This window comes from Corallococcus sicarius (genome assembly GCF_003611735.1).
Lineage (GTDB): Bacteria > Myxococcota > Myxococcia > Myxococcales > Myxococcaceae > Corallococcus > Corallococcus sicarius.
Window position 1 is genome coordinate 34,672 of sequence record NZ_RAWG01000003.1, and the last position, 17,033, is coordinate 51,704.

A 17,033-nucleotide genomic window follows, 5' to 3' on the forward strand; every position below is an offset into this window, starting at 1 on the left:
GGCGCCTACGGGAGGATGAAGTCCCGGGGGCGCAGCGGCTCGGGCTGGGGTTCTCCCAGCGACTCCAGCAGGTTGATCTCCGCCGTGCGGACGATGGCGAGCAGGGGCAGGTCGTTGGGTGCGTTTCCGAAGGGCTCCTCCAACTCGTCGCTCAAGAGGTCCAGGCCGAAGAAGGTGTAGGCGATCATCGCGGAGAGCACGGGCGTGAACCAGCCCAGCGCCTCGGCGAGGCCGAAGGGCAGCAGCAGGCAGAAGAGATACGCGGTGCGGTGCAGCAGCACGGTGTACGCGAAGGGCAGCGGGGTGAGGCGGATGCGCTCGCAGGCGCAGAGCACGCCCGTCATGGCGTGCACCCGCTCATTCAAGGCGCCCCAGGTGATGTCGGATAGCCGGCCTTCCCGACGCAGCGTCCCCAGTTCCCCCTGATGCTCGCGCAGGAGGGCGTTCGGGCGGTTTCCGCTGGCGAGCACGCGGGAGCGCTCGGGCTCCACGACGAAGCGCGAGATGTCCTCCTGGGCGTCGTGTCCCCGCAGGTGCGCGGCGAGCGCATGCGCGAAGGCGATGTTGCGGTGCACGAGGCGCCGCGCGGCCTGTCGCCCCTCGATGGGCAGCTCGGCGCGCCCGTCGTCCAGCAGTGCGATGGCCGCGTGGGTGAACGCGCGCAGCTCAATCATGAGCGCGCCCCACTGCTTGCGCGCCTCCCACCACCGGTCGTAGCAGGCGTTGTTCCGGAACCCGAGGAAGATGGAGAGCGCGATGCCCAGCAGGGACAGGGGCGCGGGCGAGGTGACCTGGAGCCGCAGGTAGCCCTGCTTGTGCGTCAGGACGACGAAGCAGGAGAGCGCTGCAATGCCCAGCACGTGAGGCAGGACGCGCGGCAGGACGGTGCCGCGCACGACGAACAGGAGCCGGAAGAAACCAGGACGGGGACGGACGATCACGAGCGGGACCTCGTGCTCCAAAACCCCGCGGCTCGCAAGGACGTCGTGCGGCTCGCTCCACGAAGTCACGCGACGGAGCGCCAGACAGTTGGCGGGCTGGATGGCGTCCTACCTGGACTGGGGGCGTGTGATTGCTATGTTCCAGGTCCTATGGGGAATCCCCTACCTGGGAAGTGGTTATTGCTCAGCGGCCTGCTCGCTGGAGCCTCGATGGCAGAGGGACGGGGGCCGCCTGGCATCCGGACGCTCTTCCTGGCGGACGCTCCCGATGCCGCGCCTCAACGTGTCTACGTGAAGGGACACGTTGTGACGGTCCTCCGCTTCGAGCAGCCCGTGGAGGCGGCACGCACCCGTCTGGTGGGAGGCGAAGGCCGGTTCGAGCCCCTGGGCATCGTCGGGCGGAAGGTCATCCTCGAGCCCCGTCAGGAGCTGGATTCGGACGAGGGGTTTTCCCTGATGGTGACCCTGGCCGATGGGCGTGAAGTGCTTTTCCTCCTTCGCCCCGCTGGGCACCGGGGAGGACGGAGCGCGGACCAGCAACTGGATGTCTTCGACGACCGCGTGAGCTGCGAGGCTCAGCGGGCCGCGCTCCGCGACGCGGAGCAGGAGAACAAGACCCTGCGCGCCGACAACGAGCGGCTTCGCAAGGAAGAAGTTTCCGAGGACCATGCGCTGGCCGCATTGCTGGCGGCAGGGGCCGTGGCCCAGACGCCGTTTGTTCTCGCGGACCACTTCTCCGGGAAGGATGAAGACGCGGCGTTGGACGGAACCCTCTTCCGGGGCATCGGCAAGGCCGCGGTCGTCTTCGTGGATGGAAGTGCGTTCCTGGACGAGGGCACGCTGACGTCCCTCTTCCTGGAGATGTACCGGCAGGACGGGCTCCGGCAGGCGATGGTTCAACTGGATCCGGACCTGATCGGAAAGTAAGAGCGACCGGATGAACTCCCGCGAATGTTTGTTCCTGGGGTGTGTGGTCCTGCTGGGATTGTCGTTGGGCTGTGCCACGACCCCAGGAGATGTCCGACTTCGCGCCGACGGCACGCCCCTGTCAGAGAAGTGCCCGGAGAAGTCGCTGGAGGTCATGCGGTATCTGCAGCTCTTCGTGGGGGAGGCTGCCTGGGTCCAGTTGGATGCGAACCAGAGCCGTGCTCGGACCATCACCCTCTACGACGGTCCCATTGAAAGCGTGCTGGACGAAGACATCGGGACCCTGGAGGCACCGGCCCGTCTCTATGGGCGCGTCTGGACTGGAGGGGCGCAGCCGGTCATCCGCTACTACGCGGCCAAGCGCATGCGGGGCGGGGACACCGTGCCCATCTGCGCGGTGGCGCGGCTTGGATTCGGACAGCTGCGCAAGCTGCCGGAGTCCAAGCCGGGAACCGCCGTCCTCGATTCATCACGTGCCGGTGTCTACATCGTGGATGAGTTCCGGTAGGGCCATCTCCAGCGCCATTGGATTCGCGCCGTGGCAACATGGTGGCGGACCCGCCCGGTCAGGATCCTGGCCGGCCATCGTCTGCGCAGGCGCCTATGTTCCGAATCGAAACCGAGAAAGAGTTTCTGCGCGCGTTCCGTTCGCGGGACCGCAAGTTCGTGGAGCCGCCCAAAGGCACGAAGTTCCCCCTCTTCGTCCGGGACTACTTCGCGTGGGTGGACCCCTATGGGGTTCGCGTCTTCCTGCTGTTCACCCCACCCGGAGGCACGCAGCCCACGGGCATCGCCTTCCGGCGGGATCACCAGGGGGACAAGTCCCTGGTGCCCCAGGTGTGTGATTGGTGCCGCACCTCCGAGACGGAGATTGGCCTGCTCACCACGGATGTCGACTCGAAGCGCCGGGTGGGTGTGATCCTCTGCATGGACCTGCGCTGCGGTGAGCGGCTGGAGTCCATGGCGAACCTGTCCGGGCGCAGCGTCCTGGATGACAACCAGCGGCTCATCGAACGGATGGCTCGCTTCGCGAGCGAGGCATTGGGCCTCAAGCCCGGCTCAAACGCCTGAAGAGGCGGGCGTTCACGCCCGCCGTCCCCCTCGACGCGCCGCTCACCCCAGCTCACCCAGGTGGTGGCGGAGCCGCTCCGCCACCGCGGAAGCATGCGGCTCGCCCAGCATCGTGTAGTGGTCCCCCGGCACCTCGTACACGGTGAGGTGTCCCGTGAGCCACATGCTCCAGTCCGGCTGCGGCCCCGTGCTGGCCGCGGCCCGGAGGAGGAGGGCGGGCCCCGAGTAGCCACCGTGGGGCACGTAGCTGCGCTGGGCTTCGTAGAGCCGCTGGTAGAGCGGGTAGAGGCGCTCGGCGGTGTCCAGGTCCAGTCCCACGCTGCCTCCCGGAGCACTCCGGGCCTGCTCCAGCACCGTGGCCAGCAGCTCCCGTCCCTCCAGGCGTCGCAGCGCCTCCAGGTCCAGGGGCAATCCCTTCCATGGCAGGCCGAGCGTCCGAGCGAAGAGGCCCAGGAGGCTGAGCGCGTCGGGCGCGGGGCGGGGCTCGGGCGTGGGCACGGTGGAGTCCAGCAGCGCCAGCAACTCCACCTGTTCGCCCACGGTCTGGAGCTGACGCGCCAGCTCCAGGGCGACGAGTCCGCCGAAGGACCAGCCCGCCAGCAGGTACGGCCCCTGCGGCTGCACGGTGCGAAGCTGGACGAGGTAGTCGCGGGCCAGGGCCTCGACGGAGTCCGGGGGAAGCTCGCCTCCCTCCAGGCCCGAGGCGACCAGTCCGTAGACGGGCCTCTGGCTTCCGAGCTGGCGCACCAGCTCGGTGTAGCCCAGCACGCCGCCGCCACCGCCATGGACGAGGAAGAGGGGCCGCAAGGGCGACGTGCCCGCGTCCAGCCGCAGCAGGTTGGCCGTGGGCTGGGCGGACTCCTGCAACGCCAACCGCGCCAGTCGCTCCACCGTGGCGTGCTGGAAGAGGACGGAGACGGGGAGCGGCCGGCCGGTGTGCTCGCGGATGGCGGCCATCAGCCGCAGGGCCAACAGGGAGTGTCCGCCCAGGTCGAAGAAGTTGTCGGTGACGCTGACGCGGGGCACGCGCAGCACGTTCGCGAAGGCCTGCGCCAGCTGCTCCTCCAGGGGCGTGCGGGGCGCGACATGGGCGTCGGCCGAGGAGGCCGTCACGGACTCGGGAGCGGGCAGCGCCTTGCGGTCGACCTTCGAGTTGGAGGTGAGGGGCAGGGCGTCCAGGCGCACGAGGGCGGAGGGCACCATGAACTCCGGCAGCCGGGTCCGCAGGTGCGCGCGCAGGGCCGTGGCGTCGAAGGGCTCGGGAGCCACGACGTAGCCCACGAGTCGCTTGTCGCCGGGTACGTCCTCGCGGGCCAGGACGATGGCTTCGCGCACCTCGGCGTGGGTCATCAGCGCGGCCTCGATTTCGCCTGGCTCGATGCGGAAGCCCCGCACCTTCACCTGGGTGTCCGCGCGGCCGAGGAACTCCAGCACGCCGTCGTGCCGCCACCTCGCGAGGTCACCCGTGCGGTAGACGCGGGCCCCTGGCTCCAACGCGAAGGGGTCGGGCACGAAGCGCTCCGCGGTGAGCGCGGGCTGGCCCAGGTAGCCTCTCGCCAGCCCGTCTCCGCCCATGTAGAGCTCGCCTGCCACACCCGAGGGCACGGGTTGTCCGGAGGCATCCAGGACATACAGCTGCGTGTTTCCGATGGGGCGGCCCAGGGGGACGGAGGTGCCCACCTGCGCGGCGGACGTGAAGCGGTGGCTCGTGGCGAAGACGGTGCCCTCCGTGGGGCCATAGCCCGCCGTCACGGGGATGCGCAGCTCCTCCAGCACGCGGCGCACGTGGGACGCGGGGATGACGTCACCGCCGGTGAGCACCTGGCGCACGGAGCGCAACGCGTGCAGGTGGGTGTCCACCACCTGCGTGAAGAGGCCGACGGTGATCCACAGCGTCGTCACGCCGTGGCGCACCAGCACCTGCTCCAATTCATACGGGTCCCCGGGCGGATGCGGCGGGAAGACAGCCAGCTTCGAGCCGTGCAGCAGCGCGCCCCAGATTTCAAACGTGGACGCGTCAAAGGCGAGCGGCGCCATGTGCAGCAGCGTCTCCTCGGGCCCGAGGCCGAAGTCCACGCCGAAGAGGGTGCGCAGCACGGCGGCGTGCGACGAACCCACGCCCTTGGGTCGGCCCGTGGAGCCGGACGTGAAGACGATGTACGCGAGGCTGTCAGGCAGCGCGGCCCGTGGGGGCGCGTGCGTGGGCCCGGCCTCCAGCGACAGCTCCTCCTGCACCACGGCCCGCAGCCCCTGTGAGGGCAGCTTCGGCAAGAGCGCGCGCGAGGTGACGACGATGCGGGGCGCGGCGTCTTCCACCATGGCGGCCAGGCGTTCGCGCGGATAGGCCGGATCCATGGGCACATAGGCACCGCCGGCCTTGAGGATGGCGAGGAGCGTGACGAAGAGCTCCAGTGAGCGCTCGAGCGTGACGCCCACGCGGGCGTCGGTGTCCACGCCCAAGGCGCGCAGGTGCCACGCGAGCTGGTTGGCGCGTGCATCCAGCTGTCGGTAGGTGAGGCGCGAGTCCCCGGCTTCGACGGCGACCTTGTCAGGGAAGCGGGCCACCGCCTGCGCGAAGACCTCCGGCAGCGTGGAGCCCCGCGGGTACTCGGTGGCGGTGGCGTTCCAGTCCACCAACATCCGCTGGCGCTCGGCCTGCGTCAGCAGGGACTGGGAGCCCAGGGGCGCCTCGGGGCGGGCCACGAGTCCTTCCACCAGCGTGCGGAAGTGCTCCGCCATGCGCGCGACCGTGCCCTGCTCGAACAGGTCGGTGTTGTAGCTCAGGGCTCCCGTGTAGCCCTCCGGGGACTCCACCAGGCCCAGCTCCAGCTCGAACTTGACGGTGGCCTCCTCCACGTCCAGCGGGCGCAACGTCAGCTCCTGCTTCCGGGGTGCGCGGGGAGGGACATTGCGCAGGGAGAACGCCACCTGGATCAGCGGGCCCCGGCTCGCATCTCGCGCGGGGCGCAGCTCTTCGACGAGCCGCTCGAAGGGCAGGTCCTGGTGGGTGTACGCCCCCAGCGCCATCTCCTTCACCTCGCGCAGCAACTGGAGGAACGACGCGCGGCGGTCCACCCGGGCGCGCAGCACCAGCGTGTTCACGAAGAAGCCGACGATGCCCTCCAGCTCGCCCAGATGGCGGCCCGCGATGGGCGAGCCGACGGAGAAGTCCTGCTGCCCGGAGTAGCGTGAGAGCAGCACCTGCCACGTGGCGAGCAGGACCATGAAGGGCGTGGCGCCTTCCTGGTGGCTGAGCGCCTTGAGGCCCTGGGACGTCGCGTGCGAGAGGACCACGGGCACCTGGGCTCCGTGGAAGGTCTGCACGGAGGGACGCGGCTTGTCGGTGGGCAGCTCCAGCGCGTGGGGCACGCCGGCGAGCTGCTGCTTCCACCACCCCACCTGCTGCTCCAGCACCTCTCCCTTCAGCCAGTCGCGCTGCCAGGCCGCGTAGTCCGCGTACTGGAGTGGCAGCGGCGGCAGCGGGGAAGGCAGCCCCCGTGAGAAAGACAGGTAGAGGGCGGCCATCTCCTCGACGAGGACGCGGCTGGACCAGCCGTCGGAGACGATGTGGTGCACCGAGACGAGCAGCACGTGGCGCTGCTCGGACAGGCGCAGCAGGGTGGTGCGGATCAGCGGGGCGCGGGCCAGGTCGAAGGGCTTCAGCGCCTCCTCGTGCGCGAGCCGCCGGGCCTCCGCGTCCTTCTGCGCCTCCGGCACGTGGCCCAGGTCCACCCGCGCCAGGGGCAGGTCCGCATGCGGGTGGATCCGCTGGACGGGCTCGCCGTCCTCGCGCGTGTGGAATGTGGTGCGCAGCGCTTCGTGGCGCTGGACGAGTTCCTGGAGGCCCCGGGCCAGGGCTTCGGGGTTCAACGGGCCGTCGAGTCGGACGGCCGCGGGGATGTTGTAGAAGGGGCTCCCCGGATGGAGCCTGTCGAGGAACCACAGGCGCTGCTGGGCGAAGGACAGCGGCAGGGGGCCGTCGCGGGGGACGGGCACCAGCGGAGGCATCCGCACGTCATCGTGAGAGCGTCCGGAGCCTTCGATGCGGGAGGCGAGCGCGGCGATGGTGGGCGCTTCGAAGAGCGCGCGCAGTGGCAGCTCCGTGCCCGTCTCCGTGCGCACCCGTGACACCACCTGGGTCGCCAGCAGCGAGTGCCCCCCCAGCGCGAAGAAGTCATCCTTCACGCCCACGCGGGGAACATGCAGCACGTCGGACCAGATGGCCGCGAGCTTCGCTTCCAGCGCCGTGCGCGGCGCTTCGTACGTGCCGCCGGGTTGCTGCGCCTCCGGCTCCGGCAGCGCCTTGCGCTCCACCTTGCCATTGGCATTGAGCGGCAGGGCGTCCAGCACCACCACCGTCCCAGGCACCATGTACTCCGGCAATCGTTGACGCAGGTCTGCCTTGAGCGACTCCGCTTCCGGCGTCGCTCCGGCCTTCGCCGCGACGTAGGCGACGAGGCGCTTGTCGGCGCCGTCTCCCTTCGCGACCACCACCGCGTCCTTCACGGCTTTGTGCTGGCGCAGGGCGGCCTCGACTTCGCCCAGTTCGATGCGGAAGCCTCGCACCTTCACCTGGAAGTCCACCCGGCCCAGGTACTCCAGCACGCCATCCGCCCGGTACCGGACCCGGTCTCCCGTGCGGTACATGCGGCTGCCCGCGGGGCCGTGTACTTCAGGCAGGAACCGCTCCGCCGTGAGCTCCGGCCGCAGCAGGTAGCCGCGCGTCTGTCCTTCACCGGCGAGGTACAGCTCGCCCGCCACGCCGACTGGCACGGGTTGCAGGTACGCATCCAGCACGTACGCGCGCGTGTTCGCCAGGGGACGGCCGATGTTCGGCACTTCCTCTCGCCCCACCAGCGAGCCTGTCGAGTACGTCGTGTCCTCGGAGGGGCCGTAGAGGTTGTAGAGCTTGCGCACCGTCGGCACGCCGTACACCTGCTTCGCCAGCGTCTCCGGCAGGGCTTCGCCCGCGAGGTTCACCACGCGCACCGACGGGGGCACCGCACCCAGCTTCACCAGTTGTGCCATCGCGGACGGCACCGTGTTGATGAGCGTGACCTCCGCCTCCAGCTTCTCTTCGGCCAGGTGCAGCGCGTCGCGCACCACCACCACGCTGCCACCCCGCATCAGCGGCGCGAACAGCTCGAAGACAGAGAGGTCGAAGTTGAGGGACGTCGCCGCCAGCACGGCCTTCGTCTCTTCCGCTTCGAACGTGGCCTGTGCCCACGTCAGGAAGGCCACCGCGTTCCGGTGCGTCACCGCCACGCCCTTGGGCCTCCCCGTACTGCCCGACGTATAGATGAAATACGCGACGTTCTCCGGCTGCGCTTCCGTCGGGGGCGGCGCGCTGGACTCCTCGGCCAGGGCGTCGTCACGGTCCAGGCACACCGCCTGCGCGGTGAACGCCGGCAGTGCTTCCAGCAGGTGCGAGTGCGCCACCAGCGCCGGGCCCCGCGCGTCCTCCAACAGCCAGCCCAGGCGCTCCTTCGGGTAGCTCGGATCCAGCGGCACGTAGGCGCCGCCGGCCTTCATGATGCCCAGCGTTCCCACCACCACGTCCGCCGTGCGCTCCACGCACAGGCCCACGCGGATCTCGGGCCCCACGCCCAGCTTGCGCAGCCGGTGCGCCAGTTGGTTCGCCTTCGCCTCCACCTCTCGGTACGTCAGCCGCTGCTTGCCGCTCACCACCGCGACCGCATCCGGCGTCTTCCGGGCCTGCGCCTCGAAGAGCCGCGGAATCGTCGCGTCGCGCGGGTACTCCGCCTGCGTCTGGTTCCACGTCACCAGCAGTTGCTCACGCTCACCTTGCGTCAGCAGGGGCAGCTCCCCGACGCGGGTGTCCGGACGGGCCACTGCGGCCTCCAGGAGCGTGCGCAGGTGCTCCACCATCCGGCCGATGGTGGCGGGCTCGAACAGGTCGGTGCGGTAGCTCAGCGTTCCATGCAGGCCCTGCGGCGTGCGCGCCAGGTCCAGGGTCAGGTCGAACTGCGTCGTCTGGAAGTCCTGCTCCAGGGGCAGCAGTCGCAGCGGCGCGGAGCCGCCGGGTCCGCTGGCCAGCGTCACGGGTTGCAGCGGAGCGTTCTGCAGGGCGAGCAGGACCTGGAAGAGGGGCGAGTGGCTCAGGCTGCGCCGAGGCTGCAATGCCTCCACCAGCTTCTCGAAGGGCGCGTCCTGGTGCTCGTAGGCCGCGAGCGTGGTGGCGCGCACCCGTCCCAGCAGCTCGCGGAACGTGGCCTTCGGGTCGACGTGCGTGCGCAGCACCAGCGTGTTGACGAAGAAGCCGATGAGCCCTTCCGTCTCCTGGCGCGTGCGGCCCGCGATGGGCGAGCCGAGGGTGATGTCCTCCTGCCCGGCGTAGCGGGAGAGCAGCACCTGGAAGGCGGACACCAGCCCCATGAACAGCGTGCCGCCCTCGCGCTGGCTCAGCGCCTGGAGGGACTCGGTCAGCGTGGCAGACAACCGCACAGGCACCTGGGCGCCCCGGTAGGACTGGATGCTCGGGCGCGGCTTGTCGGTGGGCAGCTCCAACAGCGGCGGCACTCCGGACAGCTGCTGGCGCCACCAGGCCATCATGTGCTCCAGGACCTCGTCCTTGAGCCACGCGCGCTGCCATACCGCGAAGTCGACGTATTGGACGGGGAGGGGCGCCAGCCGGGGAGGCTGGCCCGACGCATGCGCCGCGTACAGCGCGGTCAGCTCCCGCACGAGCACGCCCATGGACCACCCGTCGGAGACGATGTGGTGCAGGTTCAACGACAGCACCTGCGCTTCGGGGCCCAGGCGCCGCAGCGCGACGCGCAGCAGCGGGCCTCGGGCCAGGTCGAAGGGACGCAGGGCTTCTTCACGCAGCCCCTGCTCCAGCGCGGCGTGGGCCACGTCCGGAGCCAGCGCGCTCAGGTCCACCTGCTCCAGGGCGCGCGGCACCGTGGGAAGGATGACCTGGACGGGCTCGCCCTCCTGCGAGACGAAGACGGTGCGCAGCGATTCGTGGCGCGCGACGAGCGCGGCGAAGGCCTGCTCCAGCGCGGCGACGTCCAGCGCGCCCTCGACCCGCAGGGCCATGAAGAGGTTGTACGCGGAGCTGCCGGGCTCCAACTGGTCGATGAGCCACAGCCGCTGCTGCGCGAAGGACAGGGGCAGGACCGCGTCGCGCGGGACGGGGACCAGGGGCGGCGGTGGAGGCAGCGCCACCTCCGCGCGGGTGCGCCACTCCAGGGCCTTCCGGTGCACCTCCGCCCAGCTCAACGTGCGGCCCTCGTGTTCCACGGCCACGGCTTCCGGACGGAGACGGGCCTGCGCCTGGAGGAGCACGGGCGGACAGCCGTCCTGCGCCGTGGCGGGCGTCTTGCCTTCCTGGAACAGGAGTTCGCGCTCCCCGGGCGTGAGCATGGGCAGCGCGGAGAGGCGGCACTCCGGCTCCCGGACGGCGGCCTCCAGCAGCGTGCGCAGGTGGCCCACGATGTGTCCCGCGGTCGCGGCGTAGAAGAGGTCGGTGTTGTATTCGAGCAGGCCCTTCAGCCCGTCGGCCGTGTCGTTGAGCGCGAGGGTGAGGTCGAACTTCGCCGTGCCGCCACGAGGCTCGAGCGGCTGGAGCCGCAGCCCCGTGCCCATCGTCTCCGGCATGGGCGCGTTCTGGTACGCGAGCATCACCTGGAAGAGCGGCGGGCGGCGCGGGTCGCGCTCGGGGCGGAGGGCCTCCACCAGCTTCTCGAAGGGCAGGTCCTGGTGGGCATACGCGCCCAGCGCCGTGTCGCGCACGCGCGTCAGCAGCTCCCGGAAGGTCGGATCCCCGCCCAGCTTCGTGCGCAGCACCAGCGTGTTGACGAAGAAGCCGATGAGCCCCTCCAGCTCCGCGTGGTGGCGGCCCGCGATGGGCGAGCCGACGGCGACATCCTCCTGGCCGCTGTAGCGGGAGAGCAGCACCTGGAAGGCGGCCAGCACCACCATGGAGGGTGTGACGCCTTCACGCCGACAGAGGACCTGCATCGCGTCCGACAGCTCGCGCGGGAACTGGAAGGGCCACACCGCGCCGCGGAAGGTCTGCGTCGGAGGGCGAGGGCGGTCCGTGGGCAGCTCCAGCGCCTTCGGTGCATCCTGGAGTTGCTGGCGCCACCAGCCCAGCTGGGCCTCCAGCGCCTCGTCGCGCAGCCAGCCGTGCTGCCAGACGGAGAAGTCCGCGTACTGCACTGGCAGCGGCTTCAGCTCCGGTGCCCGGCGCTCCGCATGGGCCGCGTACAGCGTGGTCAGCTCCTGGAGGAACACGCCCATGGACCACGCGTCGGCGATGACGTGGTGCAGGGTCAACAGCAGCACGTGGTGCCGCGCGTCCATGCGCACCAGGAGGACGCGCCAGAGCGGGCCGGACTCCAGGTGGAAGAGCTGTCGCGCCTCCTCGTCGATGAGGGCTCGCAGCGCGTGCGCGGCATCGGGCCAGGTGCTCAGGTCCATCCAGCCCGCGGGCAGCGCGGGGGCCGGGGCGATGCGCTGCACGGGGACGGAGTCCTGCTCGTGGAACGTGGTGCGCAGGGACTCGTGGCGCTGGAGCAGGTCGCGCAGGGCGCGCGCGAACGCCGGCACGTCGAGCGTCCCTTCCAGGCGCACGACGAAGGGGAGGTTGTACGCGGTGCTGTCGGGCTCCAGCTTCGAGAGGAACCACAGTCGCTGCTGCGCGAAGGACAGGGGCAGGTGGCCGTCACGCGGCACGGGCCGGAGGGGAGGCGCCGTCAGCGCGGGCCGCAGCGGGGCCTGCGTCTCGATGCGGCGGGCGACGGCCTCCACCGTGGGGGACGCGAAGAGGTCCGCGATGGACAGCTCCGCCTGGAACGCGCGCCGGATGCGCGAGAGGATCTGCGTGGCGCTCAGCGAGTGGCCGCCCAGCTCGAAGAAGTTGTCCTCGGCGCCGACGGTGCCGGTCTGGAGGACCTCTTCCCAGAGCGTGGCGAGCCGTCGCTCGGTGTCCGTGCGCGGCGGGCGTGTCGGGACGCGGTCCTGGAAGGTGGAGGGCGCGGGGAGGGCCTTGCGGTCCACCTTGCCGTTGGCGGTGAGGGGCAGCGCCGCCAGTCGCCCCAGCGCGGACGGCACCATGTAATCGGGCAGCCGCTGCTTGAGGAACGCGCGCAGTGCGGCCATGTCCAGGGACTCGGCGGCCACGACGTAGGCCACGAGGCGCTTGTCGCCGGGCACGTCCTCGCGGGCCACGACAATGGCCTCGCGGACGTCGGAATGGGCGAGCAGTGCGGCTTCGACTTCCGCCAGTTCGATGCGGAAGCCGCGCACCTTCACCTGGGCGTCGGTGCGGCCGAGGAACTCCAGCACGCCGTCCTCGCGCCAGCGGGCGAGGTCCCCCGTGCGATAGAGGCGGGCGCCTGGCGTGGTGGCGAAGGGATGGGGGAGGAAGCGCTCCGCGGTGAGCGCGGGCTGGCCCACGTAGCCGCGCGCCAGGCCCTCGCCGCCGACGTAGAGCTCGCCCGTGACGCCCGGGGGCACAGGCTGGCTTGAGGCATCCAGGACATACACCTGCGTGTTGCCCAGCGGGCGGCCCAGGGGGACGGAGGTGCGGACCTGAGAGGCGGACGTGAAGCGGTGGCTCGTGGCGAAGACGGTGGTCTCCGTGGGGCCATAGCCGGCCGTCACGGGGATGCGCAGGTCCTCCAGCACGCGGCGCACGTGTGAGGCGGAGATGACGTCACCGCCGGTGAGCACCTGGCGCAGCGAGCGCAGCGCGGGCAGGTGCGAGTCCACCACCTGGGCGAAGAGGCCCGCGGTCAGCCACAGCATCGTCACGCCGTGGCGCACCAGCACCTGCTCCAACTCGCGCGGATCCGACGGGGGATGCGGTGGGAAGACGGCCAGCTTCGCGCCGTGCAGCAGCGCGCCCCAGACCTCCAGGGTGGAGGCGTCGAACGCGAGCGGCGCCATCAGCAGCAGCGTCTCCTCGGGGCCGAAGCGGGCGAAGTCCACGCCGAAGAGGGTGCGCAGCACGGCGGCATGGGGCGTGCCCACGCCCTTGGGCCTGCCGGTGGAGCCCGAGGTGAAGTCGATATACGCGAGGCTGTCGGGCAGGGCGGCCAGCGGAGGCGCGTGTGTGGGCTCGGCGTCCAGCGACAGCTCCTCCAGCACCACGGCGCGGAGTCCCTCGTGGGGCAGCTTCGGCAAGAGTGCGCGCGAGGTGAGGAGCACGCGGGGGCTGGCGTCCTCGACCATGGCGGTGAGGCGTTCGCGCGGGTAGGCCGGATCCAGCGGCACATAGGCACCGCCGGCCTTGAGGATGGCGACGAGCGAGACGAGCAGCTCCAGGGAGCGCTCCATCGAGAGTGCCACGCGGGAGTCGGTGCTCACGCCCAGCGAGCGCAGGTGCCACGCGAGCTGATTGGCGCGCGCGTCCAGTTGTCGGTAGGTGAGGTGCGAGTCCCCGAACTCGATGGCGACCTTGTCGGGGAACCGGGCCACCACCTGAGCGAAGACCTCCGGCAGCGTGGAGCCCCGCGGGTAGTCGGTGACGGTGGCGTTCCAGTCCACCAACATCCGCTGGCGCGCTTCGGCCGTGAAGGGCACCCCAGCATCACCACGCGGAGGTGCGGAGGCACGGGCCTCCGTCGCGTGCGCCGCTTCTTCGGAACGCTGGCGCGCTTCGGCCGCTAGAGGCACCTCGGTGTCACCGCGCGGTGGTGCGGAGGCGTGGGCCTCCATCGCTCGCGCCGCTTCTTCCAGCGGAATGGTGGGCACGGGCCGCGCGCGGGCTTCGTGCTGCTTGCGCGGTGCCGGTGCCAGTTCGGGCTGCGACCGTTTCGCGAGGGCCTCGTCGATGAGGCGGGCCACGGCGTCCAGGGCGGGCGACTCGAACAGGCGGCGGAGGGGCAGCTCCACCGCGAAGGCCTGACGGATCCGGCTGAGGGCCTGTGTGGCCAGCAGCGAATGGCCTCCCAGCTCGAAGAAGCTGTCGTGGGCTCCGACGCGCGTGACGCCGAGCAACTCCTGCCACAGCGCGGCCAGGCGCTCCTCGGTGGGAGTGCGCGGCGCGACGTAGTCCTGTGTGCCATTCGCAGCCAGGTCCGGAGCGGGCAGTGCCTTGCGGTCCACCTTGCCGTTGGTCGTGAGCGGCAGCGCGGACAGCACCACCACGGCCGAGGGCACCATGTACTCAGGCAGGACGTCCTTGAGGGCCGCTCGCAGCTCGTGGCCGTCGGCGGTCATGCCTTCGCGCAGCACGGCGTAGCCCACCAGCCGCTTGCCGCCAGGCCCATCCTCGCGCGCCACCACCACCGCTTCGCGCACCGGAGGCAGCTTCGCCAGCGCGGCCTCCACCTCGCCCGGCTCGATGCGGAAGCCGCGCACCTTCACCTGCGCGTCCGCCCGGCCGATGAACTCCAGCGTGCCGTCCTCGCGCCAGCGCACCACGTCGCCCGTGCGGTACAGCCGCGCCCCCGCCTCGCCGGAGAAGGCGTCTGGCATGAAGCGCTCGGCCGTCAGCGCGGCCCTGCCCGCATAGCCGCGCGCCACGCCCACGCCGCCCAGGTGCAGCTCGCCCTTGATGCCCACGGGCACGGGCTCGCCGCGCGCGTCCAGCACGTAGGCACGCACGTTGGCCAGCGGCCGGCCAATGGAGGGCACCCGCCCGTCCGCCACGCACTCGGTGAGCGTGGCCATGACCGTGGCTTCGGTGGGGCCGTACGTGTTGAGGAGCCTGCGACCCGGAGCCCACCGCGCCACCACCTCCGACGGCAGCGCTTCACCGCCGGAGATGACGGTGCGCAGCGACGGGAGCCCCTCCGCGGGCGTGGCCGCGAGCGTCGCGGGCGTGACGCTGATGACGGTGAGGGCCTCGTCGCGCACCAGCTTGCGCAGCGGCTCGCCCGGCATCAGGTCTTCCAGCGGCGCGAGCACCAGCGTGGCCCCGCTGCACAGGGTGGTGAAGATCTCCTCCACGGACAGGTCGAAGGAGAGGCTGGCGAACTGGAGCACGCGGCTGCCGGGCCCGATGCCGTAGGCCACCGCCTCATGCGTGACGAGGTTGGTGACGCCCCGGTGCTCGATGGCCGTCCCCTTCGGGATGCCAGTGCTGCCCGAGGTGTAGAGCACGTAGGCGAGGTTTCGAGGTCCCACGCCGGAGACCGGGGCCTCGGGGCGCTCACCCGCGAGCGCCGCCCGCTCCGCATCGAGGCACAGGGCCCGGCTCTGATGCGCCTGCGGGAAGCGCTCCAGCAGCGGGGCCTGCGTCACCATCACGGTGGCGCCGCTGTCCTCCAGCATGAAGGCCAGCCGCTCGCGCGGCAGCAGCGGATCCACGGGCACCCAGGCGCCGCCCGCCTTGAGGATGCCAAGCAGTCCCACGGCCACGTCCAGCGAACGCTCCACGCTCAGGGCCACGCGGGACTCAAGGCCCACGCCCCGGCGGCGCAGTGCGTGCGCGAGCTGGTTGGCGCGCGTATCCAGCTGCGCGTACGTGAGCGACTGCCCCTGGAACTGGACGGCCGGGGCCTCCGGCGTCCGCCGCGCCTGCGCTTCGAAGAGCGCGTGCAGGCAGGTGTCCTCGGGGAAGGGCGCGGTGCCGCCGGTCCACGCGCTGCGGACCTGTCGCTGCTCCGCCGCGTCCATCAGCGGCAGCTCAAGGATGCGCCGGTCCGGAGCGGAGGCCGCGCCCTCCAGCAGCGTGCGCAGGTGCGCGAGCAGTCGCTGGATGGAGCCGGGCTCGAAGAGGTCCGTGTTGTATTCGGCGGTGACGCGCAGCCCCTCGGGCAGCTCCGTGGCGAGCAGCGACAGGTCCGCCTTGCTGGTGCGGTTGTCCACGGGCTGCGCATCCAGGACGAGCCCCGGCAACCGCAGCGGCGGCAGGGGCGCGTTCTGCAGCGTCAGCGCCACCTGGAAGAGGGGATTGACGCTCAGCTGGCGCTCGGGCTTGAGCGCATCCACCAGCTTCTCGAAGGGCACGTCCTGGTGGGCATAGGCCTCCAGCGTCGTCTCCCGCACGCGGCCGAGCAGCTCGCGGAACGACGGCTGTCCGGACAGGTCCGTGCGAAAGGCGAGGTAGTTGGTGAACAGGCCGATGAGCCCCTCCAGCTCGGCGCGGCCACGGCCGGCGATGGAGGTGCCCACCACCACGTCCTGCTGACCGGTGTAGCGGGAGAGCAGCACCTGGAAGCCCGCGAGCAGCACGCCAAACAGCGTGGTGCCCTCCGCGCGGGCGAGCGCCTTGAGCGACTCGATGAGGGGATGCGGCAGCACCTCGGTGATGCGGGCCCCACGTCCGGAGGCGACGGCGGGGCGGGGCCTGTCGGTGGGCAGCTCCAGCACCGCGTCCGGATCCAACCGCTCCCGCCACCAGCGCAGGTGCGAGTCCAGCACCTCGCCCTTCAACGACTCGCGCTGCCACGCGGCATAGTCCGCGTACTGCATGGGCAGCGGCGGCAGCGGCGAGGGCCGGCCCGCCGCGAGCGCCGGGTACAGCGCGCTCAGCTCACGCACCAGCACCCCCATGGACCAGCCGTCCGTGATGATGTGGTGCAGCTTGAGCAGCAGAATGTGTTCCAGCGTGTCCAGGCGGTACAGGACGGTGCGCAGCAGCGGCCCCTTCTCCAGGTCGAAGGGCTGGCGCGCCTCATCAAGGATCCGGCGCTGCGCCTCCGCCTCCCGCTCTTCAGCGGCAAGCGGCCGGAGGTCCACCACGGGCAGCGCCAGGTCCAGGCCCTGCGCGATGCGCTGGAGGGGCCGTCCGTCCTGTTCGACGAACGTGGTGCGCAGCGGCGCATGGCGCACCACCAACTCCTGGAGGCTGGCGCGGAGGACCTCCGCGTCGAGCGAGCCGGAGAAGCGCACGCGGACCGGGATGTTGAAGGAGGCGCTGCCCGGGCTCAGCCGGTCCTGGAACCACATGCGCTCCTGGCTGAAGGACACCGGCGCCTGTTGGACGGGACGGGCCTTGGTGCGCAGCAGCTCCGCCAGCCGTGCCCGCTTCTGCTCCGGCGTCGCCCCCGCCGCGGTGTGGCTGCCCTTCGATTCCGCTGAACTCATGTTCGCAGAATATGCGGACAGAACCGGACACCGGGCGAAAGGTGAAGGCGCGCTGCTGGACGAGGCAAAATGCAGCCTCGGCGTCCA

5 protein-coding genes are annotated in these 17,033 nt (G+C 71.1%); 3 read left to right on the forward strand and 2 right to left on the reverse strand.

The window, feature by feature from the left end:
• Positions 1-5 precede the first annotated feature (5 nt).
• Entirely contained in the window at positions 6-941 is a 936-nt protein-coding gene (locus tag D7X12_RS00850; RefSeq protein WP_120623386.1) for a bestrophin family protein, read from the reverse strand.
• 150 nt (positions 942-1,091) lie between these two features.
• On the opposite strand from D7X12_RS00850, the gene D7X12_RS00855 reads away from it, so the two are divergent.
• The 3 genes from D7X12_RS00855 (at position 1,092) to D7X12_RS00865 (ending at position 2,939) form a co-directional block, all read left to right on the forward strand.
• A complete protein-coding gene (locus D7X12_RS00855; RefSeq protein WP_439329338.1) occupies positions 1,092-1,868 on the forward strand; it encodes a DUF2381 family protein in 777 nt (258 codons plus the stop codon).
• 10 nt (positions 1,869-1,878) lie between these two features.
• Positions 1,879-2,376: a hypothetical protein gene (locus D7X12_RS00860; protein WP_120623361.1), complete on the forward strand. Its 498-nt coding sequence runs from the start codon at positions 1,879-1,881 to the stop codon at positions 2,374-2,376.
• 95 nt (positions 2,377-2,471) lie between these two features.
• A complete protein-coding gene (locus D7X12_RS00865) occupies positions 2,472-2,939 on the forward strand; it encodes an FBP domain-containing protein (RefSeq protein WP_120623362.1) in 468 nt (155 codons plus the stop codon).
• Positions 2,940-2,981: 42 nt separating this feature from the next.
• Here the strand turns inward: D7X12_RS00865 and D7X12_RS00870 are convergent, their stop codons facing one another.
• A complete protein-coding gene (locus D7X12_RS00870; RefSeq protein ID WP_120623363.1) occupies positions 2,982-16,946 on the reverse strand; it encodes a non-ribosomal peptide synthetase in 13,965 nt (4,654 codons plus the stop codon).
• Between the last annotated feature and the right edge of the window lie 87 nt (positions 16,947-17,033).

Coding starts and splice junctions, on each gene's coding strand:
- D7X12_RS00860 (WP_120623361.1), top strand. CDS start 1,879: ATGAACTCCCGCGAATGTTTGTTCCTGGGGTGTGTGGTCCTGCTGGGA.
- D7X12_RS00870 (WP_120623363.1), bottom strand. CDS start 16,946: ATGAGTTCAGCGGAATCGAAGGGCAGCCACACCGCGGCGGGGGCGACG.
- D7X12_RS00855 (WP_439329338.1), top strand. CDS start 1,092: ATGGGGAATCCCCTACCTGGGAAGTGGTTATTGCTCAGCGGCCTGCTC.
- D7X12_RS00865 (WP_120623362.1), top strand. CDS start 2,472: ATGTTCCGAATCGAAACCGAGAAAGAGTTTCTGCGCGCGTTCCGTTCG.